At 44.8% G+C, this 24,721-nt stretch carries 21 protein-coding genes and 2 pseudogenes; 11 read left to right on the plus strand and 12 right to left on the minus strand.

The window, feature by feature from the left end; all coding sequences use genetic code 11:
• Window positions 1-73: 73 nt before the first annotated feature.
• Window positions 74-523, plus strand: a pseudogene (locus tag QUA77_RS22235) (IS1 family transposase); the annotation flags it as partial.
• Window positions 524-685: 162 nt separating this feature from the next.
• On the opposite strand, the gene QUA77_RS22240 reads toward QUA77_RS22235, so the two are convergent.
• The 6 genes and pseudogenes from QUA77_RS22240 to QUA77_RS22265 all read right to left on the minus strand — a co-directional run bounded on the left by QUA77_RS22240 (window position 686) and on the right by QUA77_RS22265 (window position 5,401).
• Entirely contained in the window at window positions 686-1,999 is a 1,314-nt protein-coding gene (locus tag QUA77_RS22240; RefSeq protein WP_333452544.1) for an aminotransferase class I/II-fold pyridoxal phosphate-dependent enzyme, read from the minus strand.
• Between the two features lie 373 nt (window positions 2,000-2,372).
• Window positions 2,373-2,844: pseudogene (locus QUA77_RS22245) on the minus strand (IS1 family transposase); the annotation flags it as partial.
• A complete protein-coding gene (locus QUA77_RS22250) occupies window positions 2,804-2,983 on the minus strand; it encodes a hypothetical protein (protein WP_333452545.1) in 180 nt (59 codons plus the stop codon). The pseudogene QUA77_RS22245 and the gene QUA77_RS22250, both read right to left, overlap by 41 nt.
• Window positions 2,984-3,063: 80 nt before the next feature.
• Complete coding sequence (locus QUA77_RS22255) at window positions 3,064-3,240, minus strand: DUF4058 family protein (RefSeq protein ID WP_333035870.1); 177 nt, start codon at window positions 3,238-3,240, stop codon at window positions 3,064-3,066.
• A gap of 168 nt (window positions 3,241-3,408) precedes the next feature.
• Window positions 3,409-5,238 carry a threonine--tRNA ligase gene (thrS, locus tag QUA77_RS22260; RefSeq protein WP_333452547.1) on the minus strand — a complete coding sequence of 610 codons (1,830 nt, stop codon included), beginning with the start codon at window positions 5,236-5,238 and terminating at the stop codon, window positions 3,409-3,411.
• Window positions 5,231-5,401 (minus strand): hypothetical protein, encoded by a 171-nt coding sequence (locus QUA77_RS22265; protein WP_333452549.1) that lies wholly within the window; start codon window positions 5,399-5,401, stop codon window positions 5,231-5,233. Before QUA77_RS22265 ends, thrS begins: the two co-directional genes overlap by 8 nt.
• A 276-nt stretch (window positions 5,402-5,677) precedes the next feature.
• On the opposite strand from QUA77_RS22265, the gene QUA77_RS22270 reads away from it, so the two are divergent.
• From QUA77_RS22270 to QUA77_RS22310, 9 genes are all read left to right on the plus strand, one after another.
• Complete coding sequence (locus QUA77_RS22270) at window positions 5,678-6,007, plus strand: DUF2605 domain-containing protein (RefSeq protein WP_333060134.1); 330 nt, start codon at window positions 5,678-5,680, stop codon at window positions 6,005-6,007.
• A gap of 158 nt (window positions 6,008-6,165) precedes the next feature.
• A complete protein-coding gene (locus QUA77_RS22275) occupies window positions 6,166-6,477 on the plus strand; it encodes a DUF2973 domain-containing protein (protein ID WP_333035863.1) in 312 nt (103 codons plus the stop codon).
• Between the two features lie 642 nt (window positions 6,478-7,119).
• A complete protein-coding gene (locus QUA77_RS22280) occupies window positions 7,120-9,105 on the plus strand; it encodes a DICT sensory domain-containing protein (protein ID WP_333452550.1) in 1,986 nt (661 codons plus the stop codon).
• An 838-nt stretch (window positions 9,106-9,943) separates the two neighbouring features.
• Entirely contained in the window at window positions 9,944-10,444 is a 501-nt protein-coding gene (locus QUA77_RS22285; RefSeq protein ID WP_333035860.1) for a peptidoglycan-binding protein, read from the plus strand.
• Between the two features lie 299 nt (window positions 10,445-10,743).
• Window positions 10,744-11,169, plus strand: coding sequence for a photosystem I reaction center subunit II PsaD (locus QUA77_RS22290; protein ID WP_332949173.1), 426 nt, complete (start codon window positions 10,744-10,746; stop codon window positions 11,167-11,169).
• 163 nt (window positions 11,170-11,332) lie between these two features.
• Window positions 11,333-12,193, plus strand: coding sequence for a GNAT family N-acetyltransferase (locus tag QUA77_RS22295; RefSeq protein ID WP_333060137.1), 861 nt, complete (start codon window positions 11,333-11,335; stop codon window positions 12,191-12,193).
• 111 nt (window positions 12,194-12,304) lie between these two features.
• Window positions 12,305-13,852, plus strand: a complete 1,548-nt coding sequence (gene trpE / locus QUA77_RS22300; RefSeq protein WP_333452552.1) for an anthranilate synthase component I — start codon at window positions 12,305-12,307, stop codon at window positions 13,850-13,852.
• A 75-nt stretch (window positions 13,853-13,927) separates the two neighbouring features.
• Window positions 13,928-14,812, plus strand: a complete 885-nt coding sequence (locus QUA77_RS22305) for a PhzF family phenazine biosynthesis protein (RefSeq protein WP_333452554.1) — start codon at window positions 13,928-13,930, stop codon at window positions 14,810-14,812.
• A gap of 160 nt (window positions 14,813-14,972) precedes the next feature.
• Window positions 14,973-15,449, plus strand: a complete 477-nt coding sequence (locus QUA77_RS22310) for a hypothetical protein (protein ID WP_333452556.1) — start codon at window positions 14,973-14,975, stop codon at window positions 15,447-15,449.
• A gap of 17 nt (window positions 15,450-15,466) precedes the next feature.
• Here the strand turns inward: QUA77_RS22310 and QUA77_RS22315 are convergent, their stop codons facing one another.
• The 4 genes from QUA77_RS22315 to petH form a co-directional block, all read right to left on the minus strand.
• The gene (locus tag QUA77_RS22315) at window positions 15,467-16,318 is read right to left on the minus strand and encodes a hypothetical protein (RefSeq protein ID WP_333452558.1); all 852 of its coding nucleotides are present in this window, start codon (window positions 16,316-16,318) and stop codon (window positions 15,467-15,469) included.
• Window positions 16,319-16,538: 220 nt separating this feature from the next.
• A complete protein-coding gene (locus tag QUA77_RS22320; RefSeq protein WP_333452560.1) occupies window positions 16,539-17,855 on the minus strand; it encodes a homoserine dehydrogenase in 1,317 nt (438 codons plus the stop codon).
• Window positions 17,856-17,991: 136 nt separating this feature from the next.
• A complete protein-coding gene (locus QUA77_RS22325) occupies window positions 17,992-18,726 on the minus strand; it encodes a Uma2 family endonuclease (protein ID WP_333452562.1) in 735 nt (244 codons plus the stop codon).
• A gap of 144 nt (window positions 18,727-18,870) precedes the next feature.
• Entirely contained in the window at window positions 18,871-20,076 is a 1,206-nt protein-coding gene (gene petH, locus QUA77_RS22330) for a ferredoxin--NADP reductase (protein WP_333452564.1), read from the minus strand.
• A 587-nt stretch (window positions 20,077-20,663) separates the two neighbouring features.
• Here petH and QUA77_RS22335 point away from each other — a divergent pair.
• Window positions 20,664-21,668, plus strand: coding sequence for a phosphoribulokinase (locus tag QUA77_RS22335; protein WP_015179263.1), 1,005 nt, complete (start codon window positions 20,664-20,666; stop codon window positions 21,666-21,668).
• A 91-nt stretch (window positions 21,669-21,759) separates the two neighbouring features.
• Here QUA77_RS22335 and QUA77_RS22340 read toward each other — a convergent pair whose 3' ends face one another.
• Window positions 21,760-22,956, minus strand: a complete 1,197-nt coding sequence (locus QUA77_RS22340) for a 5-methylcytosine restriction system specificity protein McrC (protein ID WP_333452565.1) — start codon at window positions 22,954-22,956, stop codon at window positions 21,760-21,762.
• Between the two features lie 47 nt (window positions 22,957-23,003).
• A complete protein-coding gene (locus QUA77_RS22345) occupies window positions 23,004-24,653 on the minus strand; it encodes an AAA family ATPase (RefSeq protein WP_333452567.1) in 1,650 nt (549 codons plus the stop codon).
• Window positions 24,654-24,721 lie beyond the last annotated feature (68 nt).

Raw genomic sequence — 24,721 nt, forward strand, 5'->3', positions numbered from 1 at the left:
TGAGTTACCTCAGTAGATGTGTTCTCTTTCTTTACTTATTTTAACATAGTTCGGTTTTTTGGCGCCGACCTACTTAGGAGAACTAGATGAGCTACAAACCTTTGTCGGATAAAAAAACACAATCTGGGTGTGGACAGCAGTAGATTACTTTAGACCAGGTATTCTAGGATGGCTATTAGGAGACCGAGCGTCCTAAAACGTTTGAACCTTTGTGGGATGTAGTTAGTAGATGGGGGTGCTATTTTTATGTGACGGATGGCCCGAAAGTTTATGCAATGTTTATTCCAGAGAGAAACAAAATTATGTGCCCAACTTACATGACTTGCGGTTGAAGGTGAAAACACAAAATTAAGACACTATCTGGCTCGCTTAAAACGAAAGACTTTTTGTTATTCAGCCAGCCGAAAAAATGCTCAGATATCCAATTAAACTACTTATTCAGTATCTCAAGTTTAATGATGTTCGCCTTCCCTATTCAATTAATTATTTCGAGCGAGCATTAGTCACCGCACGCGATCGCTAAACCATACCCCTATTCAGCAACGCCATCTCAGAAATTATACCAGCATGAAGGTGTGTAAAAGCTTTGAAGCTTCTGACTTCTGAAAACAGATTTCTGTAATAGCGACAATACTGATCAATCAATTTCAAGGTTGAAATAGCTTGGCGAGGGTTAACCATAGACCTAGCTCTGGTTTGAGAGATTTTGTTCTATTATACTCTGGCGGTTAGTGACAGAAGAGGGCGAAGCAAGTGGGTTAGCAACAGCGTATTCCATCGCAGCTTGGAATTTGGGTAGAGAACGCGAAATCATTTCTTCGTTGGCAGTAAGGGAAATTCGGAAGTAACCGGGTATTTCCTGGGGAGTTCCTGGTAAAACAAATATATCTTGACTTGCTAATAACTCGGCAAAAGCAAGGTCATCATCCCAAGGTGATTTCACCAAGAGGAAGAACGTCCCATCAGGGTCATACAGGTTGTAACCCATATCCCGCAGTGCCTTCACCATCCGATCTCGCTTGTTTTGTAAATGCTCGATATTTATGTTTAGTTGCTCTAAGTCTCCTAATGCATACTGCATGAGCACACTAGGATAACACCAACCAAAAGGAGTTTGTTGTAGGAAAGCAATGATTCGTCTTATTTCTTCCCGATTAGGCATAGTGGGAGGTAAAGCAATATACCCTATACGTTGACCGGGTGCCATTAAAGTCTTACTATAACCATATACTAAGAAAGAAAATGGGTAAAACTGAGTAGGGCTGGGACAAGTTTGGTTGTCGAAAACAATGCGGCTGAAGGTTTCATCGGAAATAATATAAATAGGCTTGCCATAGTGCTTAGAAGCCTCGTTAAGTATACCGCTCAAACCCTCTAGGGTACTAGCTGAAAAAATCTTACCTGTAGGGTTGTGGGGTGAATTGATAATGATTGCTCGAGTCCGTTCTGTAATTGCAGATGCGATCGCCTGCAAATCCATATCAAAGGTGTTTTTATCCACAGGCACACCCACCGGAACCGCACCGGTAAAATGCACCATACTCCTATAACCTAACCAGGGTGGAGTCAAAATAATTACCTCATCTCCCTCACCAGCTAACATTTGCAGACAAATCGCCAAACCAACTACAGTACCATTGGTCATAAAAATATCTTCAGGCAATATAGAAAGTCCGCGTTTATCCTGAAGAGCAGCGGATACAGTGATCCGTGATTGTGGAATATTTCCTTTGTAGCCATACCACCCTTGATTTTGCGGTACACTCCAACGCTGTAAGGCTTCTACAAACCCTGGAGGTGGTACTTCATGGGCATCACCGATAGTAAAATCAATACTTCCCGGCTCAGTTCGGCGACTCATATAGGTCGCTTGGGTAAAGAATTGTCTTATAGGGGTCTGGTAACTTAATAACTTTAGTAACCGTGGTGAGATAAAGTGAGTCTTCCCTTCACTTGTTGGATCTGGCATGAGCTTATTTGGATTATTTTTGTCGTACATAGTAATTGGGTAGTAGTGTATAGTAATTGCAGGTCACGGAACTCGCCTTAACGATAAATTATACTCATGGACAAAATACCGTCGCCCACATTACTTGACATTTATATCCTTGTTTACCACTTGTTTACCATAAGTATGAGCGTATTTAATAATTTTCCCCGAAGGACATCTTAAACAAGTGATACTCATATATACTCAGGAGTATTGATATTATTTTATTAGTTTAACATGATAATGCACCACTACCAACTATCTTACTATTTACTGTATTACGGCATCATTTCGCAACAATTTGTAACGCATCAGCCGTAGAACCCAGTACCCTACACCGTCCACACAAACCAATCCCGGCGTTGCTGAATTGGGGTATGGTTTAGCGATCGCGTGCGGTGAGTAATGCTCGCTCGAAATAATTAATTGAATAGGGAAGGCGAACATCATTAAACGTGAGATAATGAATAAGTAGTTTAATTGAAGATATGAGCATTTGTTCGGCTGCCTGAATAACAAAAAGTCTTTCGTTTTAAGCGAGCCAGATAGTGTCTTAATCTTGTGTTTTTACCTTCAACCCCAAGTCATGTAAGTTGGGCAGAGAATTTGGTTTCTCTCTGGAATAAACATTGCATAAACTTTCGGGTCATCCGTCACATAAAAATAGCATCCCCATCTACTAATTACATCCCACAAATGTTCAAACGTTTTAGGACGCTCGGTCTCCTAATACCCATCCTAGAATACCTAGTCTAAAGTAATTTACTGCTGTCCACACCCAGATTGTTTTTTTATCCTATAAAGATTTGTAGCTCATCTAGTTCTCCTACTTCTGGAATTGTCTCTGGATCGTAAGCGGATGATTATTAAAGTTCCCTCTTTTTCATCATCCCCGGTTGTTTCCCAATTTCCCGACAAGCCAGAAATCGCAAACAGTTCATCTTTAGCAGCAACTGCATCTTGTCCTTCGACGCTGATTTGAATATCTGCCATTACTTTCTATTGCCACTCTACCTCATCTAATTATATCTCAGCAATTTATATGCGGGCGATCGCACTTAAACCTCCCTCTATCATCCGATCAATCCCCTCTCCCCCAACAAAACATCCGCCCAAACAGCATCGGTTTCCGACAGCGCAGCAAGGGGTGCGACGGTATAATCTATTCTAAAGTCATAGGCGGGGCGATCGTAAACCCCCTTTAATAACGCTTGTAAATCTACAATTTGTTCAGCATCACCTGCACGCAAAGGCAACGGAGAGGATTGTGAAAATTAAATGCACAACAGCTTATCATTTGTATTAATTGTGAAACGGGCGTCTCGCCCGTTAAGTGAATCGTGGAAGGGGAGAGACGCCCATTAAGTGAATTGTGGAACGGGCGAGACGCCCGTTCTAAAATCTGCGATTAAAATCGCTTAAAAATTCCCGTAACTACTAATCGCCTCCTGCAATCTCCGAATCACTTCATCAACCGAAATTGCCCCCAACTCCCCAGAAGCCCGAGTCCGAATATTCAAACTATTCGCCTCAACTTCCTTCGCACCCACAACACCCATCACCGGAATTTTATCCTTCTCAGCATTGCGAATCAACTTGCCCAAACGCTCGCTATCCTCATCAGCTTCAGCGCGAATATTGAGCGCCTTCATCTTCGCCGCCACTTCCTTCGCAAACGGCAAAAACTCCGCGCTGACAGGCAACAACCGCACCTGCACCGGCGCCAACCACAGCGGAAAATCGCCCGCATACTGCTCGATCAAAATCCCGATCAAGCGTTCCAAAGAACCGAAAGGAGCGCGGTGAATCATCACCGGACGCTTGCGAGTGCCGTCTTCAGCAACGTATTCCAAATCAAAACGTTCTGGCAAATTGTAATCTACCTGAACAGTTCCTAATTGCCATTCTCTATCCAAAACATCTTGGAAAATGAAATCGAGTTTTGGCCCGTAAAAAGCCGCTTCCCCAATTCCCTCAAAGTAATTCATTCCCAAAGTTTCCACAGCGCGGCGGATTGCACCTTGAGCCTTTTCCCAAGCTTCATCGGAACCGATGTATTTCTCTAAATTGTTCGGATCGCGGAAACTCAAACGCGCCTTAAAGTTTTTCAGTTGCAGACTCTTGAATACTGACAGAATCAAATCCACTACATTCAAGAATTCTGCATCCAATTGTTCCGGCGTCACAAATAAGTGGGAATCATCCACCGTAAAGCCACGCACCCGCGTTAAACCGCCCAATTCTCCCGATTGTTCGTAGCGGTAAACTGTGCCGAATTCCGCCAACCGCATCGGCAATTCGCGATAGGAACGCAATTCGCTTTTGTAAATTTGGATGTGGAAAGGGCAGTTCATCGGTTTCATCACAAAACCCTGTTCGTTTGCTGCCGCTTCTTCATCCTCCGCCATCAGCGGAAACATATCTTCTTTGTATTTTTGCCAATGTCCAGAAATTTTGAACAAATCGACTCTAGCGATGTGCGGAGTCACAACTTGCAAATAGCCGCGCTTGATTTGTTCTTGTTTCAAGTAATCTTCTAAAATACTTCTCAAAACCGTGCCTTTTGGCGTCCACAAAGGCAAACCAGGTCCCACCGGATCGGCAAAGATAAACAAGCCTAATTCTTTGCCTAATTTGCGGTGATCGCGCCTTAATGCTTCTTCTTTGCGGTGTTTGTATGCTGCTAATTGTTCGGGAGTTTCCCAAGCAGTACCGTAAATGCGCTGTAATTGAGCTTTGGTTTCGTCGCCGCGCCAGTAAGCGCCTGCTAGGCTTTCTAGCTCGATCGCCTTTGGATTCAACTCACTGGTATTTTCTAAGTGAGGCCCGGCGCACAAATCCCACCATTCCTCGCCCACATGGTAAATAGTAATTGGTTCGATCAAACCTTCTAAAATTTCTAATTTGTAAGGTTCGTTAATCTCCTTAATTCTGCGTTCCGCTTCCTCGCGGCTGACTTCTTCTCGAATTACAGGCAATTTACGGTTGATGATTTTGATCATCTCTTTTTTAATGGCTTTTAAATCCTGTTCCGTAAAAGGTTCGGGAGTGTCAAAGTCATAATAGAAACCGTTTTCAATCCAAGGGCCGATCGTTACTTGCGCCTTGGGAAATAACTTCTGCACCGCCATCGCCATAACGTGGGAGGTGGTGTGGCGAATTTTTTTTAGTGCCTCCGACTCACTCGTGCGGGGCAACTCAATCTTAACGGACTCTTCTGGAGGGGACATGGATTCTGAGCTAGACATCGGCTGAATTAGCAATTAATTTAGTTGCAGTTGCTTCTATCTTACTCAGATTGGGACAGCAAGCGCCGACTTCCGACTGGCGGACACTCCGGGAAATTAGGTCATTCTGGGCATTGGGAATTGGGCATTGGGCATTGGGCATTGGGCATTGGGCATTGGGCATAGTTTTTTTCTTCCTTCTTTTTTCTTTCTTTCATCCGTTACATCCGAAGAAAGCGAATCCGTTGTCGAACTTCCTTCTGCTATGAGCTATTGCTAGCGAGTCTGAGCGGATATTGCAGAATTTGGGATTTCGACTCAAAAATCGCTGCTGGCACAGTTAAATTTATTCACACCCACCTGCTAATTGTGATTAAATTATTGAATTTTTGTTAAAAATATGTTACAATTTGTAAAGACCGTCTAAGACTATAATAGATAAATAACCCAATTTTGATCCATGCTTAATTCCAACTTGCCCGAGCCAGAATTGCTCAAAGCGTTACTGGAACCGCTGTTAGAGGATTTCAATTACTGGTTCGCTCGATCGGCAAAGCTCTTAGAAACTGAAGAAATTCCCTTTCTCAGCGACGAAGATCAATCTGACTTGCTGGCGCGAGTCAAACAGGCTCACCAAGAAGTAGGCGCGGCTACAGCTCTATTTCAAGCAACCGGAGGTCAAGTTGGGATTGAAACAGCAGCACTGATGCCGTGGCACCGACTGCTCGCCGAATGCTGGCAAGTATCGTCCCGCTTTCGCTCATTGCAGTCAGCTCACCCAGGAAAATAAGGAAGCGAGTTCAAGTTAAACTTGCACTCAAACCCCAAACCTTTGGAAATGTAGTGGCTGACTTGACAACCTCAAACATATTTCCAGTTAATAAGTTATTACTTGCTGAAACACCTTTGTAAATTGCTGTGTGGCTGTTTAGCCCGGAGGAGAAAATAATGTTGCACCTGCTTTATATTTTAGCTTTTACCGTTCTTGCCTTTCTGGCAGTCGGTAACTTAATCCGCAGTCTAGTCACCGTAGGTATGGAGTCCCAGCGCCCTCAACAATTCATGGCAAATAATCGCCACGCATCCCATCCTCGCTCTCAATCTGTACCCCATCCAGAACTTTTAGACGAACACGGCCACATTGTCAATGAGCCCCTGTTAGTGATGCGTTCGCTGACTGTCCAAGACGCCCGCGAACAATTAGATGCTCTCTACAAATCATCTCCGGGCGGCAGCGACGAAGGGGGCGAACTAGCCTAAGACAACCACAGCGGCAGCATTTATACTTAGGGGCGATGCCTCAAAAAAAAATAGGATTTACACGCTAGGTGTCCGAAACCCTTTTTCTTCATAGATTTTGGTGAAAATCGTTTCCGCGCTTCATCGGCATAATAATTTTCCGAGCATCCTTGGCATCATTCCGAATCTAACCAGATTGGATATAAGTCCTCACAATAATTGGCCGTTAGTTTTTAGCTAATGGCCAATTATTTGTGATTTTTGAAAGTTTAATTGCCGATTAGCCAGAGCGATCGCCAAAAACCGATTCGCCAAAAACCGATAAAGATGGCGCTGATATCAAATAGCTCAAGAATAGTATAATGCAAGAGATCCGCAAGCGGTGCCTAACAAGTCTGAATGGTGAGAGTCCTAACGCCCGAATCGAAGCCTGAATAGATGAGTTGGCGTCAAAACCTAGAGGTAAAAACAGGTGACTTTGGGATGAACTCAAGGTCTTGGAGGCATACCTCTGCTTAGATTCGTCTAAATGATATGCCTAGCATGATATGACTTAAACAGTCGTGTTATGAAGCATAAATGTATCAGATACTGAAAAGGGATCGCTCTAAACCTCCTATCGATCCTGTTTTGTCATCGGCAAAAATGCACGTTTAAGGCTAGATGATCGTCCCTATTTCGCTACTGGCAGAACTTCTGCAAGCTTTGCCCCAACTGCGGGCACAAATTTATTTCAAATCTTCCATGACAGCCCTGTCTCACGCAATGGAAGACTTAGTTTTGGCGGGTTCCGACGAACCGCTAGTCATTGCAAGCTTTCAGCGAGAGCGCTTCTACCGCCAGGAAGCTCACCGCTACCGGCGAATTGCCTCACGCTCGTCTCAGGTATACGTGCTGGCAGCACCGGAAACTGACTTTAAAAATGCTTCGGAGTGTCACGAAACTGTGGCGTTTGCACCGGATGACGGATTAAGTAAAGAGTGGCACTTAGTGGTGCTCGGCCAACAATACTCAACTTGCTTGATTTGTCAAGAAAAAATTGTGCCGATCGACAACCAGGACGATCGCGGGCCACTGTTGATGGATCAAGCTCGCAGATTTGAAGGAATTTGGACGTTCGATCGCGAGGTCAGCTCCAAAGCGGCCGCATTGTTGCTCGATAGAATTGTCAATTATCGCCCGGAATTGGCCGAAAAGATCGATCGAGCGCGAACTACTTACAAGCTCAAAACACCGAAAAAAACGCGGAAATCCGCCACTTCCCAAGCCGCCAAACCAGACATAAGTACGAGAAAAAACTCAAAAATTCCCAATCCAAAATTGAGCGATGCTTTTACCGAACGCTTAGTAACCTACTTGCAAGCAGGCCAGCACAAACTGCTCAAAGCATACAGCGCCATCGCCGCTCAGGAACGCAAAGAACGCCTGGTAAACTTAATTACCACGGCAATGCGACAGTCTCTCAACCCACAAGAAATCGTCGAAGTTGCAGTCCAAGAACTCGGCACTGCCCTGTCGGCCAGCCGGTGTTTGATTTATCGGTGCAAGGCCACAGATGTGGCGGTCAAAATCGATCGCGAGTTTTTGGGACCCGGCGCTAGTTCCATGCTGGATCAGACTTGGCTGTTGCAGGAAAATCAAATATGGAGCGACGCGGTGGCGCGGCAAGAGCGAGTTTACATCCAAGACACATCACAACACCCACTGATTGTCAATACAAAATTCCTGGAAAAAACTGTAGAAAATTGGCAAATAGTCTCTTGGTTAATGGTGCCAGTGCTTTATCAGGGGCGGGTTTTGGGAATGGTGGAAATGCACCAGTGTCGCTCGGTTTTGCCTTGGGAAGAAGACGAAATTGCTTTAGTAGAGGCGATCGCCACCCAACTCGGAGCAGCCTTAATTCAAGCAGAAACCTACGCTCATTTAGAAGAACTCAACCAACAATTAGAAGCATTAGACCGCACTCGCAGCAATCTAATTGCCATCACCGGACACGAACTCCGCACCCCTCTTTCTACGATTCAAGTTTGTTTGGAAAGTTTGAACTCCGAACCAGATATGCCTGCCGAATTGCGGCAAATCATGTTAGAAACTGCCCTCGGCGATGCCGATAGAATGCGGAAACTCGTGCAGGATTTCTTAACTCTTTCTCACTTAGAAAGCGGGCGAGTCCAATGGAATGTAGAATCGCTGACGCTGCAAGAATGCGTTGATTTGGCCCTCAGCAGCGTGCGCTCGCGCACTGTCGATCAACAGTTACCGGAAATTATCGCCGAAGTGTCCGCAGAATTGCCTTTAGTGCAAGCTGACGGAGAGTGGTTGGTAGAGGTGCTCTCTAAACTGCTAGACAACGCTTGCAAATTCACCACACCTCAAGGAAGCGTGACAGTGCAAGCGAAATACAACGGTTCTCAGATGGTGGAGGTGCTCGTAGCCGATACGGGGAGGGGAATAGAGGCTAATAGTTTAAAAGTAGTGTTCGATCGATTTTATCAAGAAGAAGGAGCTTTGCGCCGCAGTGCCGGCGGTACCGGTTTGGGATTGGCAATTTGCAAACAGATTGTTGCCGGCTGGGGCGGTAAAATTTGGGTAGATTCCGCAGGAAAAGACCGAGGAAGTGAATTTCACTTTACTATTCCCACTGTTTAGACTCAATTAATACAGCGTATTCCAGGCTTATGAAGTACACGCCAGAAACCGGGTTTCTTTACAGTTCTCGCATCCTTACTAATTCTGTTGCTCGAAACCCGCTTTCTCCGTACTAAATCTACATGGAATATACTGTAAAAACCCTGGTTTGTGGGCGTCTGAGCGCGCAAGTATCGATCGAGTTATATCAAATCCGGCTGCACCGGAATGATATCAAATCCGCCCTTCATCGTCGGGCGTAAAGTCGAATCCCGAGGCCAACAAATAATTCGCGCAATTTTCAGTTTTTTGACTCACAGTCAACAATCAACAATCAACAATGAGTCCGGTGCAGCCGGAATCGATATTAATGGATCGACCGAGATACGATTGTACAGAAAAGTTTTCACTGCAGAACCAGCCTCCGCTGCTACACTCTCTCTCACCCTCAATCCTCACCCTCTTAGATCGGCCTTAAAGGTGATGTAGGCACGCGGTGTTCCGCTTTAAAATCGAAAGTATCAAAGCAGATTCAGGATGCGCTTGCCGTCTTAAACCCGGTTTGGCGACAGAATACCTAGGGAGGCTGCAGCCAATTAATATCAGTTTAAAAAAAGAATCCAACTGTAGGTAAGCTACAAACCCCGATAGTAATCAGTCATGCCGAATCTAAAATCTAAAATCTAAAATGGTGTAAGCCTCCTGTCCACAAGTCGTGAGATGGTAAAAGTCGCTCGAATCTGTTGAGGCACTGACGGCGCCAGTGTTGATTCGTGAAAATTTGAGAATGCAAATGTTTCGCCCGGAAAAAGTTTTTTTCCAGAAGAATACTCAAACCTAGAGGTTAGGAAAATCAATTATGTCACCTACAACCCAGATGAAATCTACTCAACCTATGGCCAAAAAGCCACAACTACAATTAGGTTCTGAAGGTAAAGCGGTATTGGAACTCGAACAACTGCTAACCAAGTTGCAACTTTATCGGCATCCTGCTAAAGGAATTTTTAACAAAGCAGTTGAATTTTCTGTGAAACTGTTTCAGTTTCGGGTTTTCTTGTCGCCGGACGGTATTGTCGGGCCGCTGACTTGGCAGGCGCTTTATACTGGTGCTCCAGTTAATATGCCGGTACTCAGATTGGGAAGTTCTGGGGAAGCAGTCGCTACTGTTCAGGAAGTTCTCAAAATTTCCAAGCATTATGGCGGTAAAGTTGACGGTGACTTTGCTACTTTGACGGACAAAGCTGTTCGCGCATTTCAAAAAAGCTTTGGGATTGAGGCCGACGGGATTGTCAATCAAGAAACTTGGACTGCTTTGAGCCAAATTCCGCGCGGCTATGACCCTAATTGGTTCTTGACTTAGGGTTGACGCGGTAAATTGTTCGATCGTGTGTGGGGAGAAATTAGAGGAATGTGCGATTATTCGGGTGCCCCACAAGCACCAGAATAATTGCTGTTTTTTTTTGATTATTTTTTCGGGATTCGTGCTGCCTAATTTGGTTTTATAACTTTGGTGGAAATTATCAATTATCAATTATTAACTACTAATTATCAATTATCAGAAGAGATCGATCGCCAAAAAACTGTTAATTTTCCTTACAATTTCGAGAACAGCGTGCAGTCTCGATGATACGATGCCGTAAAAATCCTTTGGATATATCTATGGCCGAACAACTTACTGGACAACCCCCAATCTTCGGCGGCAGCACCGGCGGCTTGCTGACCAAGGCGCTAGTTGAAGAGAAGTACGCTATCACTTGGACTAGCCCCAAGGAGCAGGTGTTTGAAATGCCTACTGGTGGCGCTGCGATTATGCGTCAAGGCGACAACTTGCTGCATCTGCCCCGGAAGGAGCAGTGCATCGCTTTGGGCGGCCAGCAACTGCGGGCCAAATTCAAAATCACCAACTACAAAATTTACCGGGTGTTTCCCGACGGTACTACTGAGTACCTCCATCCCAAAGATGGCGTGTTCCCTGAGAAGGTGAACGAAGGTCGTCCCTACAACGGTAAGATTGACCGCAATATTGGCAGCAATCCAAATCCGGCTAAGCTCAAGTTCAGCGGTAAGAAGACTTTCGATCCTTAGACAATGAGTTCATGGCTGAGCAAAACATAGGTAATATTCCCTGTAAGGCTCAGCTTGTAAACTTGTTTTTGCAGTAGTATTCTGGCGCGGGAGGCTAAGCCCGCAGCGCCAAAATACTACTGCAAACTTCAAATCTTATTAAAAGTTAATCGTTAAATTAATAATGAATGTCGCAATCAGGCGAGCGCAGCCTTCTGATATCGATGTTTGCGCTCGCATTAATTATGAAGCTTTTAAATGTATTTCCGATCGCCATCAATTCCCTACAGATTTTCCGACGCTGGAGTTTTCAACTGAAATTATTGGTCTTCTGATCGAAAGTCCGTTGTTTTTTGACATAGTAGCCGACAGCGAGGGTGCGGTTGTCGGCTGCGGGTTTATGGACGAACGCAGCCCGATTCGCGGTATCGGGCCCGTCAGTGTTGATCGCACTTTTCAGGGCCGCGGCACGGGACGGCAAATCATGAAAGCTTTGCTGGAACAGGGACAGAACGCTGTGGGTATCCGTTTGGTTCAAGAATCTTTTAATATGGCGTCGCTGTCGCTGTACGCTTCATTGGGTTTTGAGGTGAAGGAACCTTTCGTGTTAATGGAGGGGAAGTTTCGCAGCCAGCCACAGAATGGGTTTGAGGTTCGGGCGATGGCTAGTGAGGATGTTGGTGAATGTGCGGCTTTGTGCAAGAAATTATACAGGTGCGATCGAACTAGCGATATTGAGTACGCCCTGAATTTCTTTTCTCCTTGGGTTGCTTGCAAACAAGGTCGGATTGTGGCTTATACTTGTGCGGTGTCGGCTTTGAGCCACAGCGTCGCAGAAACTGAAGCGGATATGCAGGCTTTACTGTTGGGGGCGGCCGCGTCGAACTCCGAAGCACAGGTTTCTTTCCACTTGCCGGTGCGTTACGCAAGTTTGTTTCGCTGGTGTTTGCAAGAGGGGCTGCGCGCGCTCAAACCGATGGCGGTGATGGCAGTTGGCGAGTACCAGCAGCCTCATGGCTGTTGCTTTCCGTCTTTTGTTTATTGAACCCAAGACGGTTAGGACGCTTTTAATCGCTGAAATTATTGCCAGGATTCCATTTTCCTTCTTCTTTCTTCATTCTTCCCTCTTCCTTCTTCCTTCTCCCTTCTGATATATATGATATTCCCCGATTTCTCACAATTTTCGGAACTGGCGAAACAAGGCAATTTTGTACCCGTGTATCAAGAATGGGTTGCTGATTTGGATACGCCGGTGTCTGCGTGGTATCGGGTTTGTGCCGGTCAACCTTACAGTTTTCTGCTGGAGTCGGTGGAAGGTGGGGAAAAACTTGGGCGTTATAGTTTCTTAGGGTGCGATCCGTTGTGGATTTTGGAGGCAAGGGGATCTCGCACAACTCAAGTTTACCGTGACGGTTCCGAAAAAGTATTTACGGGCGATCCGTTTGTAGCTTTAACTGAATGTTTGGAGTCTTATCAACCGGTGAAATTGCCGCAGTTGCCGCCGGGAATTGGCGGGCTATTCGGTTTTTGGGGTTACGAATTAATTAAGTGGATAGAACCGCGAGTTCCCGTGCATCCAGCAAGCGAGAATGATTTGCCGGATGGATTGTGGATGCAGGTTGATAATTTGCTGATTTTCGACCAGGTGAAGCGGAAAATTTGGGCCGTCGCCTATGCGGATTTGCGCGAGGTTGGCGTTGATTTGGCCGATGCTTATCAGCAAGCGTGCGATCGGGTTGGTAAGTTAGTTGAGAAGCTGCAATCGCCGCTTTCCCGGCAATCTACTCTCATAGAATGGACACCTCCCAATAACGCGCAAGATACCCGTTCCACAACCGGAAATACAGAATTGGCTTACACGAGCAATATTACCCGTGAAAAGTATTGTGCCAATGTCTTAAAAGCTAAGGATTATATCAAAGCCGGAGATATTTTTCAAGTAGTTATTTCGCAGCGACTAGAGGCTGAATACAGTGGCGATTCTTTTGCACTTTACCGATCTTTGCGTCTGATAAATCCTTCTCCGTACATGGCTTATTTTCATTTCGGAGATTGGCAGATTATCGGTTCGAGTCCCGAGATTATGGTGAAGGCGGAAAACACTGCTGATGGCAAAAAGATTGCAACTTTGCGACCGATTGCCGGCACTCGCCGCCGGGGTAAAACTCCTCAAGAAGATGATGCTTTGGCTGCTGAATTGCTGCAAGATCCGAAGGAAATTGCGGAACACGTCATGTTAGTTGATTTGGGCAGGAACGATTTAGGAAGAGTTTGCCGAAACGGTACTGTAAAAGTTGACGAGTTAATGGAAATTGAGCGTTATTCTCACGTCATGCACATTGTAAGCAATGTGGTGGGAGAATTGGCTGAGGATAAGACTGCTTGGGATTTGTTGAAAGCTGGTTTTCCTGCAGGTACGGTTAGCGGTGCTCCGAAGATTCGGGCGATGGAGATTGTGCACGAGTTGGAAGGTTGCCGCCGGGGGCCGTATTCTGGGGTTTACGGCTATTATGATTTTGAGGGGCAATTGAATAGTGCGATCGCCATTCGGACTATGGTTGTTCGTTCTCAAGGAGGCGATAAACATTCGGTTTCTGTGCAAGCAGGTGCTGGTTTGGTGGCCGATTCTAACCCGGATATGGAATATGAGGAAACTCTCAATAAAGCCCGGGGAATGTTGGAGGCAATTCGCTGTTTGAAATAGCAAGTTAAAAACTTCTTTTATAAGGCTCGGCGGTTGAAACCGCTGCTACACAAACTACTGTTGAACGAGGGAAATGTGAATTTTTATATAGTTGACGTGTTTGCCGAGTCAAAATATGCTGGCAATCAACTAGCTGTATTTTGCGGTGCAGGAGTTGCCGAACTATCTGAGGCCCAAATGCTGCTGATAGCGAGGGAAATCAATTATTCAGAAACTACGTTTATTCGATCGCCCGATCCGCGAGATGGCGGCTATGACGTGCGGATATTCACGCCCAAGAAGGAATTGCCCTTTGCCGGTCATCCGACTTTGGGCACTGCGTTTGTGTTGCAGCAAGAGATTATTCGCCAAAAGGTCGATCGAGTAATTCTCAATCTAGCCGTCGGTCAAATTCCGGTTACTTTTAATTATCACAATGAATCGGCAGATATTTTGTGGATGCGACAAAACGCGCCTAGTTTTGGTCAAGTTTTATCAGCCGAGACTCTGGCAAATGTCTTGAATTTACAACCCGATGAAATTGATGCCAACTTCCCAATTCAAGAAGTTTCGACCGGAGTGCCGTTTATTATTGTACCGTTAAAAACTCTCGCCTCGCTCAAAAAAGCTCAAGTCAACTTAGATAAATATTTTGAGCTAGTTAATACAATGGAAGCGAAAGAAATTTTAATATTTTGCCCAGAAACTTACAGCGACATTAATGATTTAAGCGTGCGAGTTTTTGCCCATTCATTAGGAATTCCAGAAGATCCGGCGACTGGCAGTGCTAACGGCTGCTTGGCGGGATATTTGGTAGAACATGATTATTATGGATCAGCAAAGATTGATGTCAGAGTTGAGCAGGGTTATGAAATCGATCGACCTTCTTTGCTCTTATTACAAGCCGCCAAAAATGAAGGGAAAATAACAGTTTTGGTGGGTGGTAAGGTGGTGATGGTTGCTAAGGGAGAATTTGTGTAGAATATTTAATGGGAAATTATTAACCGCAGATGCAAGCAGCTAGATTTAGAGGCTCCTTTGGCGATCGATATCTTACAATTTTGCTAATATGAGGTAGCTCATATTCATTGATTCGCGTGATTGTTAGGCTAAAAAAGTCATCAATACCAGAGACTTTCCAATGCTGCAAACATTTTCGCGGACTTTAAATGTATCCCCCGACGCTTCTGAAGCCCTGCTTTCACTGCCATTAACTAGCTTGCTCGATTCACCGGAATTCAATCAATTATTAGGAAGTCTCGATACTGCTTTACTCAAAGAAACTTTGCCCACGGCTGGAACTGTTTTAGCTCAAAAGCTGCCGCCTTTTTACGACTGGTTGCAAACAGAACTAGGAATTAAAAACGTCCCTAACAGTCCCGATCATACTACGAAATGGGTAGTCGGTTTTTTGAAGAATCAAGAAAGTTTAACTCGTTTAGTCGATCTGCACAAATCAATTCCCAGACAGGCATTAGAACGAGCGATCCCTCGTTTAGTTAGCGCCTTTGATGAAGTTCAACCCACCGCTGTAAAGCAAGAATGGGAAAAAGCGATCGCAGCACTTTGTCTGGTTCTCGCAGTCGCAGCGCGGGAAAACCAGCCATCTGTGGCTTGAAGCAATTCTGTCTGAGTTTAAACAAAGCGCTTTTTTCGGAAACTTTGCAATTGAGTGCGATCGATCTGAACGATTACTGGCCGTCGCTTGTTGAGGACGATCGCATTGTGTCTGTTTAGCAAAAGCAACTGAGCCAATATTGCCACAATCGCGCGTCTTTTGAGAAACTTGCCTTCAAAACGCGCCATTCGGACGATCGCCTCTTCGATTTTATAACAACAGTTGTTGCCTTTCTGGGAAATCACTAAAATCGTTCCCGGTATGTAATCGCCTTCATTTGCCCAGAAAGCATACCTTTCGCCTAAAGTAAAGTAGTGAAAAACATTGTTAGCCGTGGAAGTTTTAGCTAACTTTTCCGAAACGCCCAAAGAATTAAAAATTACAGTAGATCTAATATAATCCGGGTATTTTGCTGCTATTTGCTGAGCAACTTTGCCGCCCAAACTTTCTCCGATGACATCGGGCGGATTCCCGCTGTGAAATTGCTGCTTTATCCAATCAATAGCACCCACAGTTTGCGCCGATTTTAACTGGCGTTCTAGTTTTGCCATAAATACATCGGGCGTATCTTCCAAAACGCGCTCGAAAGGATACCAAGAACCGTATCCGCGAATTACTAAAACAGGCGGATTATTGCCAGAAATGGGGAGGCGACTTTCAGCATAAAAACCCGTCCGAGAGTCTTCAAACACTTTTTTTATGATGTAATTTCCATCAATAACTTGCCCTTCCTCGTGCCGAATGTAAATTGAAGGATTATTGGGTTTAAAAGTATCGTGCAGTTGGGGTTTGGCAAACTTTTCATACAGGGAATCTAGCAAGTGCCTTCCCGTTTTGCCATCGACAAAATCGAATTTTGTTCCTTTCATTATCTGGTAGCCGCCGGTTTTACCAACAATATTTAATAAGTACCAAAAATCTACATAAACCCGCCACGGCACAACGACGAATAATCTAAATTAACTTTTACTTGTATCAAAGGGCAAAAATCTACATTACATTTACCGTTGGGTGAGTTAGAGGGCGGGTTTTAGAGATTGTCAATGATTGGCAAATATTGTATGTGAAACCCGCCCTAGCAAATCATTTTTACAAAACTCGCAACGTGCTAGCAATACTATGGACTGCTTCCATCGCGCGAATTTCATCCAGTGCTTGTTGAAAATTACCTTCCCTAACATCGTGAGTCACGACGACAATTTCTGCTAAATCGTCGTGAATCCCCGTCTGCACAATTGATTCCAAACTAACTTTGTGATTGCCGAAACAAGTGCCGAGTTTGCCAATTACGCCCGGAGTATCGCGCGTCAGAAAACGGGCGTAAAAGCGAGTAACAAGTTCCTGCATCGGAGCAATTTTGCAGTAGTGTTGGTGACTGCAACTCAGCAAAGGATGGGGAATCGGAACAGTTTCGGTTTTCAGGATAGCCGCCACATTCATGATGTCGGATACTACGGCGCTAGCTGTGGGGCCCGCACCCGCGCCGCGCCCGTACAGCATCAATTGCCCGATCGGCTCTCCTTCGACTAAAATTGCATTGTAAACCCCGTTAACACTCGCCAGCGGATGAGTTTTGGGAACAAAAGTAGGATGCACTCGAATTGACAGCAGTTCGCTTTCTGCCTCCGCTTGCTTGCCATTGTAGTGGGATGTTTCTTGAGCAATAGCCAACAATTTAATCACAAATCCCAGCTTGTCGGCGTAGTCAATATCAGCCGCACTAACTTTTCGGATACCTTCGCAGTGAACATCTGCTAATTTGATGCGTCCGCCAAAAGCTAGCGAGGCTAAGATAGCAATTTTATCGGCAGCATCTAATCCATCTACATCTGCTGTGGGGTCAGCTTCAGCATAACCTAATTGCTGAGCGTCGGCGAGCACTTCGGCAAAGTCTGCGCCTTCTGTTTGCATCCGCGTCAGGATGTAATTAGTTGTGCCGTTGACGATGCCGGTGACAGTTTGAATGCGGTTTGCACCTAAAGATTGTTTGAGGCTTTGAATGACTGGAATGCCGCCGCCGACAGCAGCTTCTAGCATTACGTAAACGCCTTTTTTGTTGGCGGCCTCGAAGATTTCATTACCGTAGCGGGCGATAACTGCTTTGTTGGCAGTGACGACGTGCTTGCCGCTGGCAATAGCTTGCAGAATGAGCGATCGCGCCGGTTCCAATCCGCCAATCAGTTCTACTACAATATCAATTTCCGGGTCAGTTGCGATCGCTTCTAGGTCAGTTGTCAGCACATTTTCTGGCAATTGTAAAGACCGAGTTCGAGAAATATCGCGCACTCCCACCCGATAGATTTCCAATTCCTGCAACAGCGGATGGCGGCCGTCTGGGGAGAGCAAAATCTCTGCTGTTCCCGCGCCAACTGTACCCAAACCTAGCAAACCAATTTTGAAAGCCACGACTTTGACCCGTTGAAACTCACTTCATCTAGAATCATTGTATGATAACCGCGGCTTCACTGAATACCCAGAGACCCGACTTCTTAAAAAAGTCCGGGATCTACATGACTAATTAATCCAGATTTTACATGGCCATTTAAAGTTCTGTATCCATCTCTATCCCCATTTCTCGCAGCCGCTGCGCCAATCTTTCGGCCCGCTGCCTTTGGGCATTAACTTGCTGTTCTAGTTGCTGATTTTGCTGTTCTAGTTGCTGTAGCTGTGCTTGTTCTTCTCGAATTAAATCTTCAACTAGGGGCGGACATAACACTTCATTAACCGATAAAATAAATTCAGCGAACTGTACAGACTGAACTTGCTGTCCCGGCAAAAATTCCTGATGAGAATAACTGCCTTCATTTTCCGGGCGACTGCATACTCGTATTTTCGGTTGATTTGGGTCTACAATCCAATATTCAGGGATATCAATTAAGTCATATTCTGCCCGTTTGCGAATGTAGTCGTCCCGCCAATTTTGACTGGTAACTTCGATAACTAACAGCGGTTTTTCTTCAAAATCTAGCACTGCGGAACCAGGTTGCGCGCAGACTTGTTCCCACAGACTATGAGTGCAAATCACCACATCAGGAATGCGAGAAGAGTTTTCCTCAGTTCGGACTGCGGTAGTCACAATTGCAACTATCGGTAGGTTGTGTGCTGCAAAGAAGCGCCGGAACTGATAAACTAAAAATTCACAAATCTTGATATGTATTGCTGTAGGTGTTGGCATTTCGATCAGATTGCCCCGATATAATTCATAACAAACACCTGATTCTCCCTGATAGTTCAGATATTCTTCAAAGGTTAGTTTTTGGGTAGAAGTTATAACCATGTCAGTTATCTCCCTTTTTCGGTGAGCTTACTGTATATTCTACACTTGTATTGGGTGAACCAGCCCCTCAAGACTCAAAACTGCTTCAAAAATTGTAGGGCGAGCCCAGCCCACCCTACAAATCAGATTAAATCAGGTAACACATTAATAAGTTTCAACGTGCCAACGGTGCTCTTTCTTCAACTGTTTTTGATAGGCAGCCCAGTCAACGCCGTACTTGCCAGCCGCGGCCGACATTCCCTCATCAATTCCGCCTTCCATACCCTTCAAACCGCAGATATAAGTGTGAGTATTCGGCTTTTGAACCAATTCCCACAATTGGTCTGCGTTCTCTTGAATCCGGTTTTGAATGTACATCTTGCCGCCGTCAGCATTCTTTTGCTCGCGGCTAATTGCATAAGTCAAGCGGAAATTATCGGGGAACTCGCGCTGCAATTGCTCCAACTCTTCCTTATAAAGAATGTTGGGAGTGTAAGCAACTCCAAAGAACAACCAAGCTAAACCTCTGAATTTGTAATCGGGGTTGTTTTCTTTAAACATCCGCCACAAATAAGCCCGGAAAGGAGCAATACCCGTACCGGTACCCATCATAATCACGGTGGCTTCCTCGTCGTCGGGCAACAGCATTTCTTTGCCTACGGGGCCGGTGATTTTGACATCATCTCCAGGTTGCAAACCGGTGAGAAAAGTTGAACAAACACCAAAGACTTTTTCGCCGGTTTCTGGGCTTTTGTACTCTAGGCGGCGGACGCACAGAGAGACTGTTTTGTCGTCTACATCGTCTCCGTGACGGGTGGAGGCGATCGAATACAGCCGAATTTTGTGAGGCTTGCCGTTTTTATCCGTACCATCGGGAATAATCCCGATACTTTGACCTTCGAGATAGTGCAAATTGCCTCCAGAAATGTCAAATTTGACGTGACGGACTGTACCCTCGCCGCCTTCTTTGACCAATTCTTCTGTAGAAATGCACTTACCAATATAGGGATTGGCCGGCTTGTAGAGGTTAACAGGAACCTGAACTTTTTCCTTGGCTTGAGTCATGGGCTTAGTTTCTTCTCCAGATTTCTGACTCTGTAGCCCTGCTTCTGGTGCGACTTTGCCATTTGTTTCGGGAGCGCTGTTTGAGGGGCGGATGCTGACAATTCTTCCACCCATGCGAGCAATTCTACGCATTTCCTGATTCATGCGATCGTACGGCACGGAGATAAATACGCTGCCGCTACGGCGAATCGGGTTACTTATTTGGTCAGTTGCTTGGCTCTGACGCATACCCTCCACTTCGTAAACAAAGATGCGGCTGCCTGATTCTGAGTTGGCCGCCACACCAGATATGCTTGGGCTGTACATTGGTTGATTTTCCTTCACGATACAGAGTTATAAAGAAAGAGAATGTGACGTTAGACTCAATTTACTTTTTTCTTAAGGCCATCGGGACTAATTGGCCGCGCCAATTTTTGGGCCTCGCCACGCCGGCGGGAAGGTTGAAGTTGCGATCGCTCGCGTATCAAATCCCTACTAGCCGAACGCCGCGCTCACCGAGCCCTAATGCGTTCGGCTGTTGACCTATAGCTATTGTTGTCTGCGTACTGCCAATATTTTACCCGATCGGGGGATCTGCCCCGATAAGTCCTTCTGATTTGGGGAGCGCCCCACCAGAGAAAGGAAGATTCGAGCAGTTTAATGAGGTTGAGCTTGTAGGGGGCGGACGCATTCTGGTAAGATTAACCGCTAAAGTTAGTATTAATTACTTGCCTTGAAGATTGCTTGGGTCTTTCCGGGCAGGCAGTCAACTCACTGCTGTATGCTGGTGAGAACTCGATCCTCTCGGGGTAGCAAAGCAGCACAAAGCCTGCTTGCGGCTACCTGCGGGCTGAAATTTTGTGGAATCTAGACTTGAGTTAGTTAGTAAACAGTGATTTTGTTAGAGGGAAACTATGACCAGTAAGCCGGATCGCGTGGTTTTAATTGGCGTTGCCGGAGATTCCGGATGCGGAAAATCTACTTTTTTACGCCGATTGACAGATTTATTCGGGGAAGATTTCGTGACTGTAATCTGCCTCGACGACTATCACAGTCTCGATCGCAAGCAGCGCAAGGAAACAGGGATTACTGCCCTTGACCCCAGAGCGAACAATTTTGACCTGATGGCCGAGCAAATGAAGGCGCTCAAAGAAGGTCACGCGATCGACAAGCCGATCTACAACCACGAAACCGGTATGATCGACCCGCCCGAAAGGGTAGAGCCGAATCACGTGATTGTGATTGAGGGGCTGCATCCGCTGTACGACGAGCGAGTTCGATCGCTCCTCGACTTCAGCGTCTACCTCGACATCAGCGACGAGGTAAAAATTGCTTGGAAAATCCAGCGCGACATGGCGGAACGGGGCCACCGTTACGAAGACGTGCTGTTTGCGATCAATGCTCGCAAACCCGATTTTACCGCCTACATTGACCCGCAAAAGCAATATGCTGATGTGGTAATTCAAGTGTTGCCGACCAACTTGATCAAAGATGACAAAGAGCGGAAGGTTCTGCGCGTGCAGATGATCCAGCGCGAAGGCATCGCCAATTTTGAGCCTGCGTATTTGTTTGACGAAGGTTCAACAATTAACTGGGTTCCTTGCGGCCGCAAGCTGACTTGTTCCTATCCCGGAATTAAGATGTACTACGGGCCCGATGCTTTCTACGGTCACGAAGTCTCGATTTTGGAAGTAGATGGTCAATTCGAGAATCTCGAAGAAGTTATTTACATCGAAAGCCATTTGAGCAAGACTTCGACGAAGTATGAAGGCGAGTTAACTCACCTGTTGCTCCAGCACCGCGAATATCCTGGTTCCAACAATGGTACTGGTTTGTTCCAAGTGTTAGTCGGATTGAAGATGCGGGCGACTTACGAGAAGTTGACTGCAAAAGAAGCGAAAGTGGCTGTTAGTGTTTAAAACGCAGACATGAAAGATTTGGGAGGCGCAATTGCGCCTCTTTTTTTGTGGATAAATGAACCGCAGAGGGCGCAGAGGGCGCAGAGTAGAGTTAGGGGAGGGTGTTTGGAAGTAGAGAGGTTAAGAAGGTTTTTCCGGCTTCATTGAGGTCGCTATTTAGGGAAAAAGTTAGACTGCGAACTCGAATATCGTCATTTTTTATATCTAGTGGCTGTTTGAGGTTTTGCGGGTAGACGAGAATTGCATTTTGGCAATTTAAGGCATTTGCGTAAGCAACTATTTGATGACGGTCATCACTGTCTACTTTATTGGGAGCTTTGTATTTTGTGTCTAGGACGTATTGGACTTTTTTTGTTGCAATATCGCACAGCAGTAAGTCAATCCGATCGAAATAGTTTTGGTCATGGGTGACTCGGTGTTGTTGTTTGACAAAAAAGCCTTTTGGTGTATTTGCTTTGAGCCATTCAGCGACAAATTGTTCATATAAATTAGCCATGTCTATGAGAAAAGGGAGCATTTCGCGATCGCCACTTTCGTGACTAGGCCCTGTGTTATCTAAAAAGAATCGACATAAGGCGTGTAAAAGTTGATAATCTTGATTCAAACGGTGATAATTTCTATCAATACAAGCTTCAGATTTAAAAGGTTTTAATGTAACAAATCCTTGGAGTGCGTGAAAGGCTTTTCGCACAGTGGATGAAACAGATTCACTGCACAAACCGCTGCGGCCAATGATGAAGAGTGTCCAAGCGAGTATTTGATTGTCTTCGATATCGCCTGTTTGTTCGTTGTAGTGGCATTTTAGTTTAACATCCCAAGGTTTTTGCAGGGCTGACCGCAAATCGACGCGACCGCGAATGTAGGCGAGTCTTTCTGTTTTCGATAAGTAATCGCGATATAATCCTTTGCGACAGCGTTCTATAATTTTTTGGGCAAGAATGTTAGCTAATCTCTCGTAACTTTCTTCTAAAGATTGGCACTGAATCGAGCCTTGGGGAAATTTTATCTTAAGGTTGTAAGCATAGTCAATCATTCCGAAGAGGTTGTTTATGGGAACCTTTGGGCGGATGGCGATGTGAAATTCTGGAGTGATGGGAATGTTGCCCACTCTGCCTTTAGATTTTAATTCCCATTTATCTTTTGTTTTAGGGGTTGGAAATTCTATATCGATTTCCTTGTCATAATTCTGGTATATTTTTTGTGCGACTGATTTGGGGAGAAAATCTTGTTCAAACCTTTCGGATTTATATTCTGTGAGTTCGATGATTTGAGGTGATTCTCGTTTCATAGATGCTGTAACGCCGTGTTTGTGGTAATAATGGTAGCGTTAGATTATCAATTGCTGAATTGAGATTTGATTTTATCCCAGAGAAACTCATCCATTTTTGCCTGATTATCAAAGAAGTATTCTTCGAGGTATGGCTCAATTTCCATTTGCCAAATATCTTCGATATCTTCAGCTAAGGTTTTTGTCAAAAAGAAGGAGATGCCTAGTTCATAGTGTTTGTTGTTAATTGCGCGATTGACATCTTCTAGAATGCTAGTTAATTTATCCACTGGGAAACCTGTTTTCTCTCTGTGGTGATACTGTCGCAGCACTTCATAATTAGGATAAACGGGAATGAAGGCGAAGCGGCGGCGGAGTGCGTTATCGACTAAGGCAATAGAACGGTCTGCGGTGTTCATTGTGCCTATAATGCGGACATTTGTAGGAATTTTAAATGGTGTACCGCTGGCTAGTTTAACAGTGCGAACGCGGTCATCAAGCAAATACATTAACTCTCCAAATACCTGAGATAAATTTGCGCGATTAATTTCATCAATAATGAGAACGCAAGTGTCTTCACAGGCTTCGGCTTTTTCGCAAAATTCTAGGAATCTACCGGGAACTATGGGATAAGTTAATTCCCCCTTTTGACTTTGGGGACGGATGCCTTGAATAAAGTCTTCATAAGTATAAGCTGGATGAAATTGAATAATGTCTGAAAAACCGTCACCGCTGCCGATTAAGTTTTGGGCTAGTTTTTGAGCGAGGAAGGTTTTTCCGGTTCCGGGCGGGCCTTGGATAATCGCTTGTTGCTTGCGGTTAATGGTGCGTATCCAGCGGTTGAGTTCAGATGTTTGAAAACCTGTTATTTCAGAAATTTCTTTGATAGGATACTCTTGATTAAATTCTTTTTCATAGGCTCGAAAATATTGAATGTTAGGTACAGATGAATCATTCTCCGTCTGCAGAGTGGAAAACATAAAAAACAATGGAAATACTTTTTTAAAAGTGTGGGATATTATGTGAATTAACTGTTTGGCAGAATATCCTAATACTTTTTTTGCTCCAAGCGCTCTAGCAACCTGAATATTACTAATTCTATATTTTTTCAATGCTGCATGTTGTTCGTTAGCTGAAATAATACTTTCTAATAATTCAGGAATACATTTTTGAGGGAACATTATTATCCTACGATATTTAAGTCCCCCCTTGGAATGAATAAGACGAGTTCGTTGATTGGTTAAATAGCAATGATATTGATTGGGAAGGTTATAACGTTTCATGCTCTCAATTGCACGTGGGTAAGTCCTATGATAGTTCTCATAATTCCCTATCAGATGAGAGATGTTGTGAAATTCTGCACACCAACCAAAAGTTAAGCCTTGGTTGTCAAATCTTAGCATTAAGTAATCATGGTTTCTATAATCGATATCTTCATAACCAAAAGATATACTGTAAGCTATTGATGGTAGACCTTCTGTTTCAACTATCGACGAGCCAAGTTGCTCCCACTTGATACTTATAATTTTTTTGATAAAATTAGGCAACCGATCTTCCACCTGACGGGAAATATAGTTCAATGGCTCTTCTACATATTTTAAGAAATCTCTTTTGTGTGCCATGTAAAAATCTGAGCTGGGGTTTTTATAAAATTCAGCCAATAGCTTAAATGTGTTTACTGAAAAAGGGCATTCAGGATGTACAAAAACTTTTTCCATTTTTTCTGTATGTTTAAGGTGAATCAATTGTTGTTCTTAAATTATTGTAGCCGATCGCCCTTCCCGAC

It is taken from the genome of Microcoleus sp. K5-D4 (assembly GCF_036704575.1).
GTDB lineage: Bacteria > Cyanobacteriota > Cyanobacteriia > Cyanobacteriales > Microcoleaceae > Microcoleus.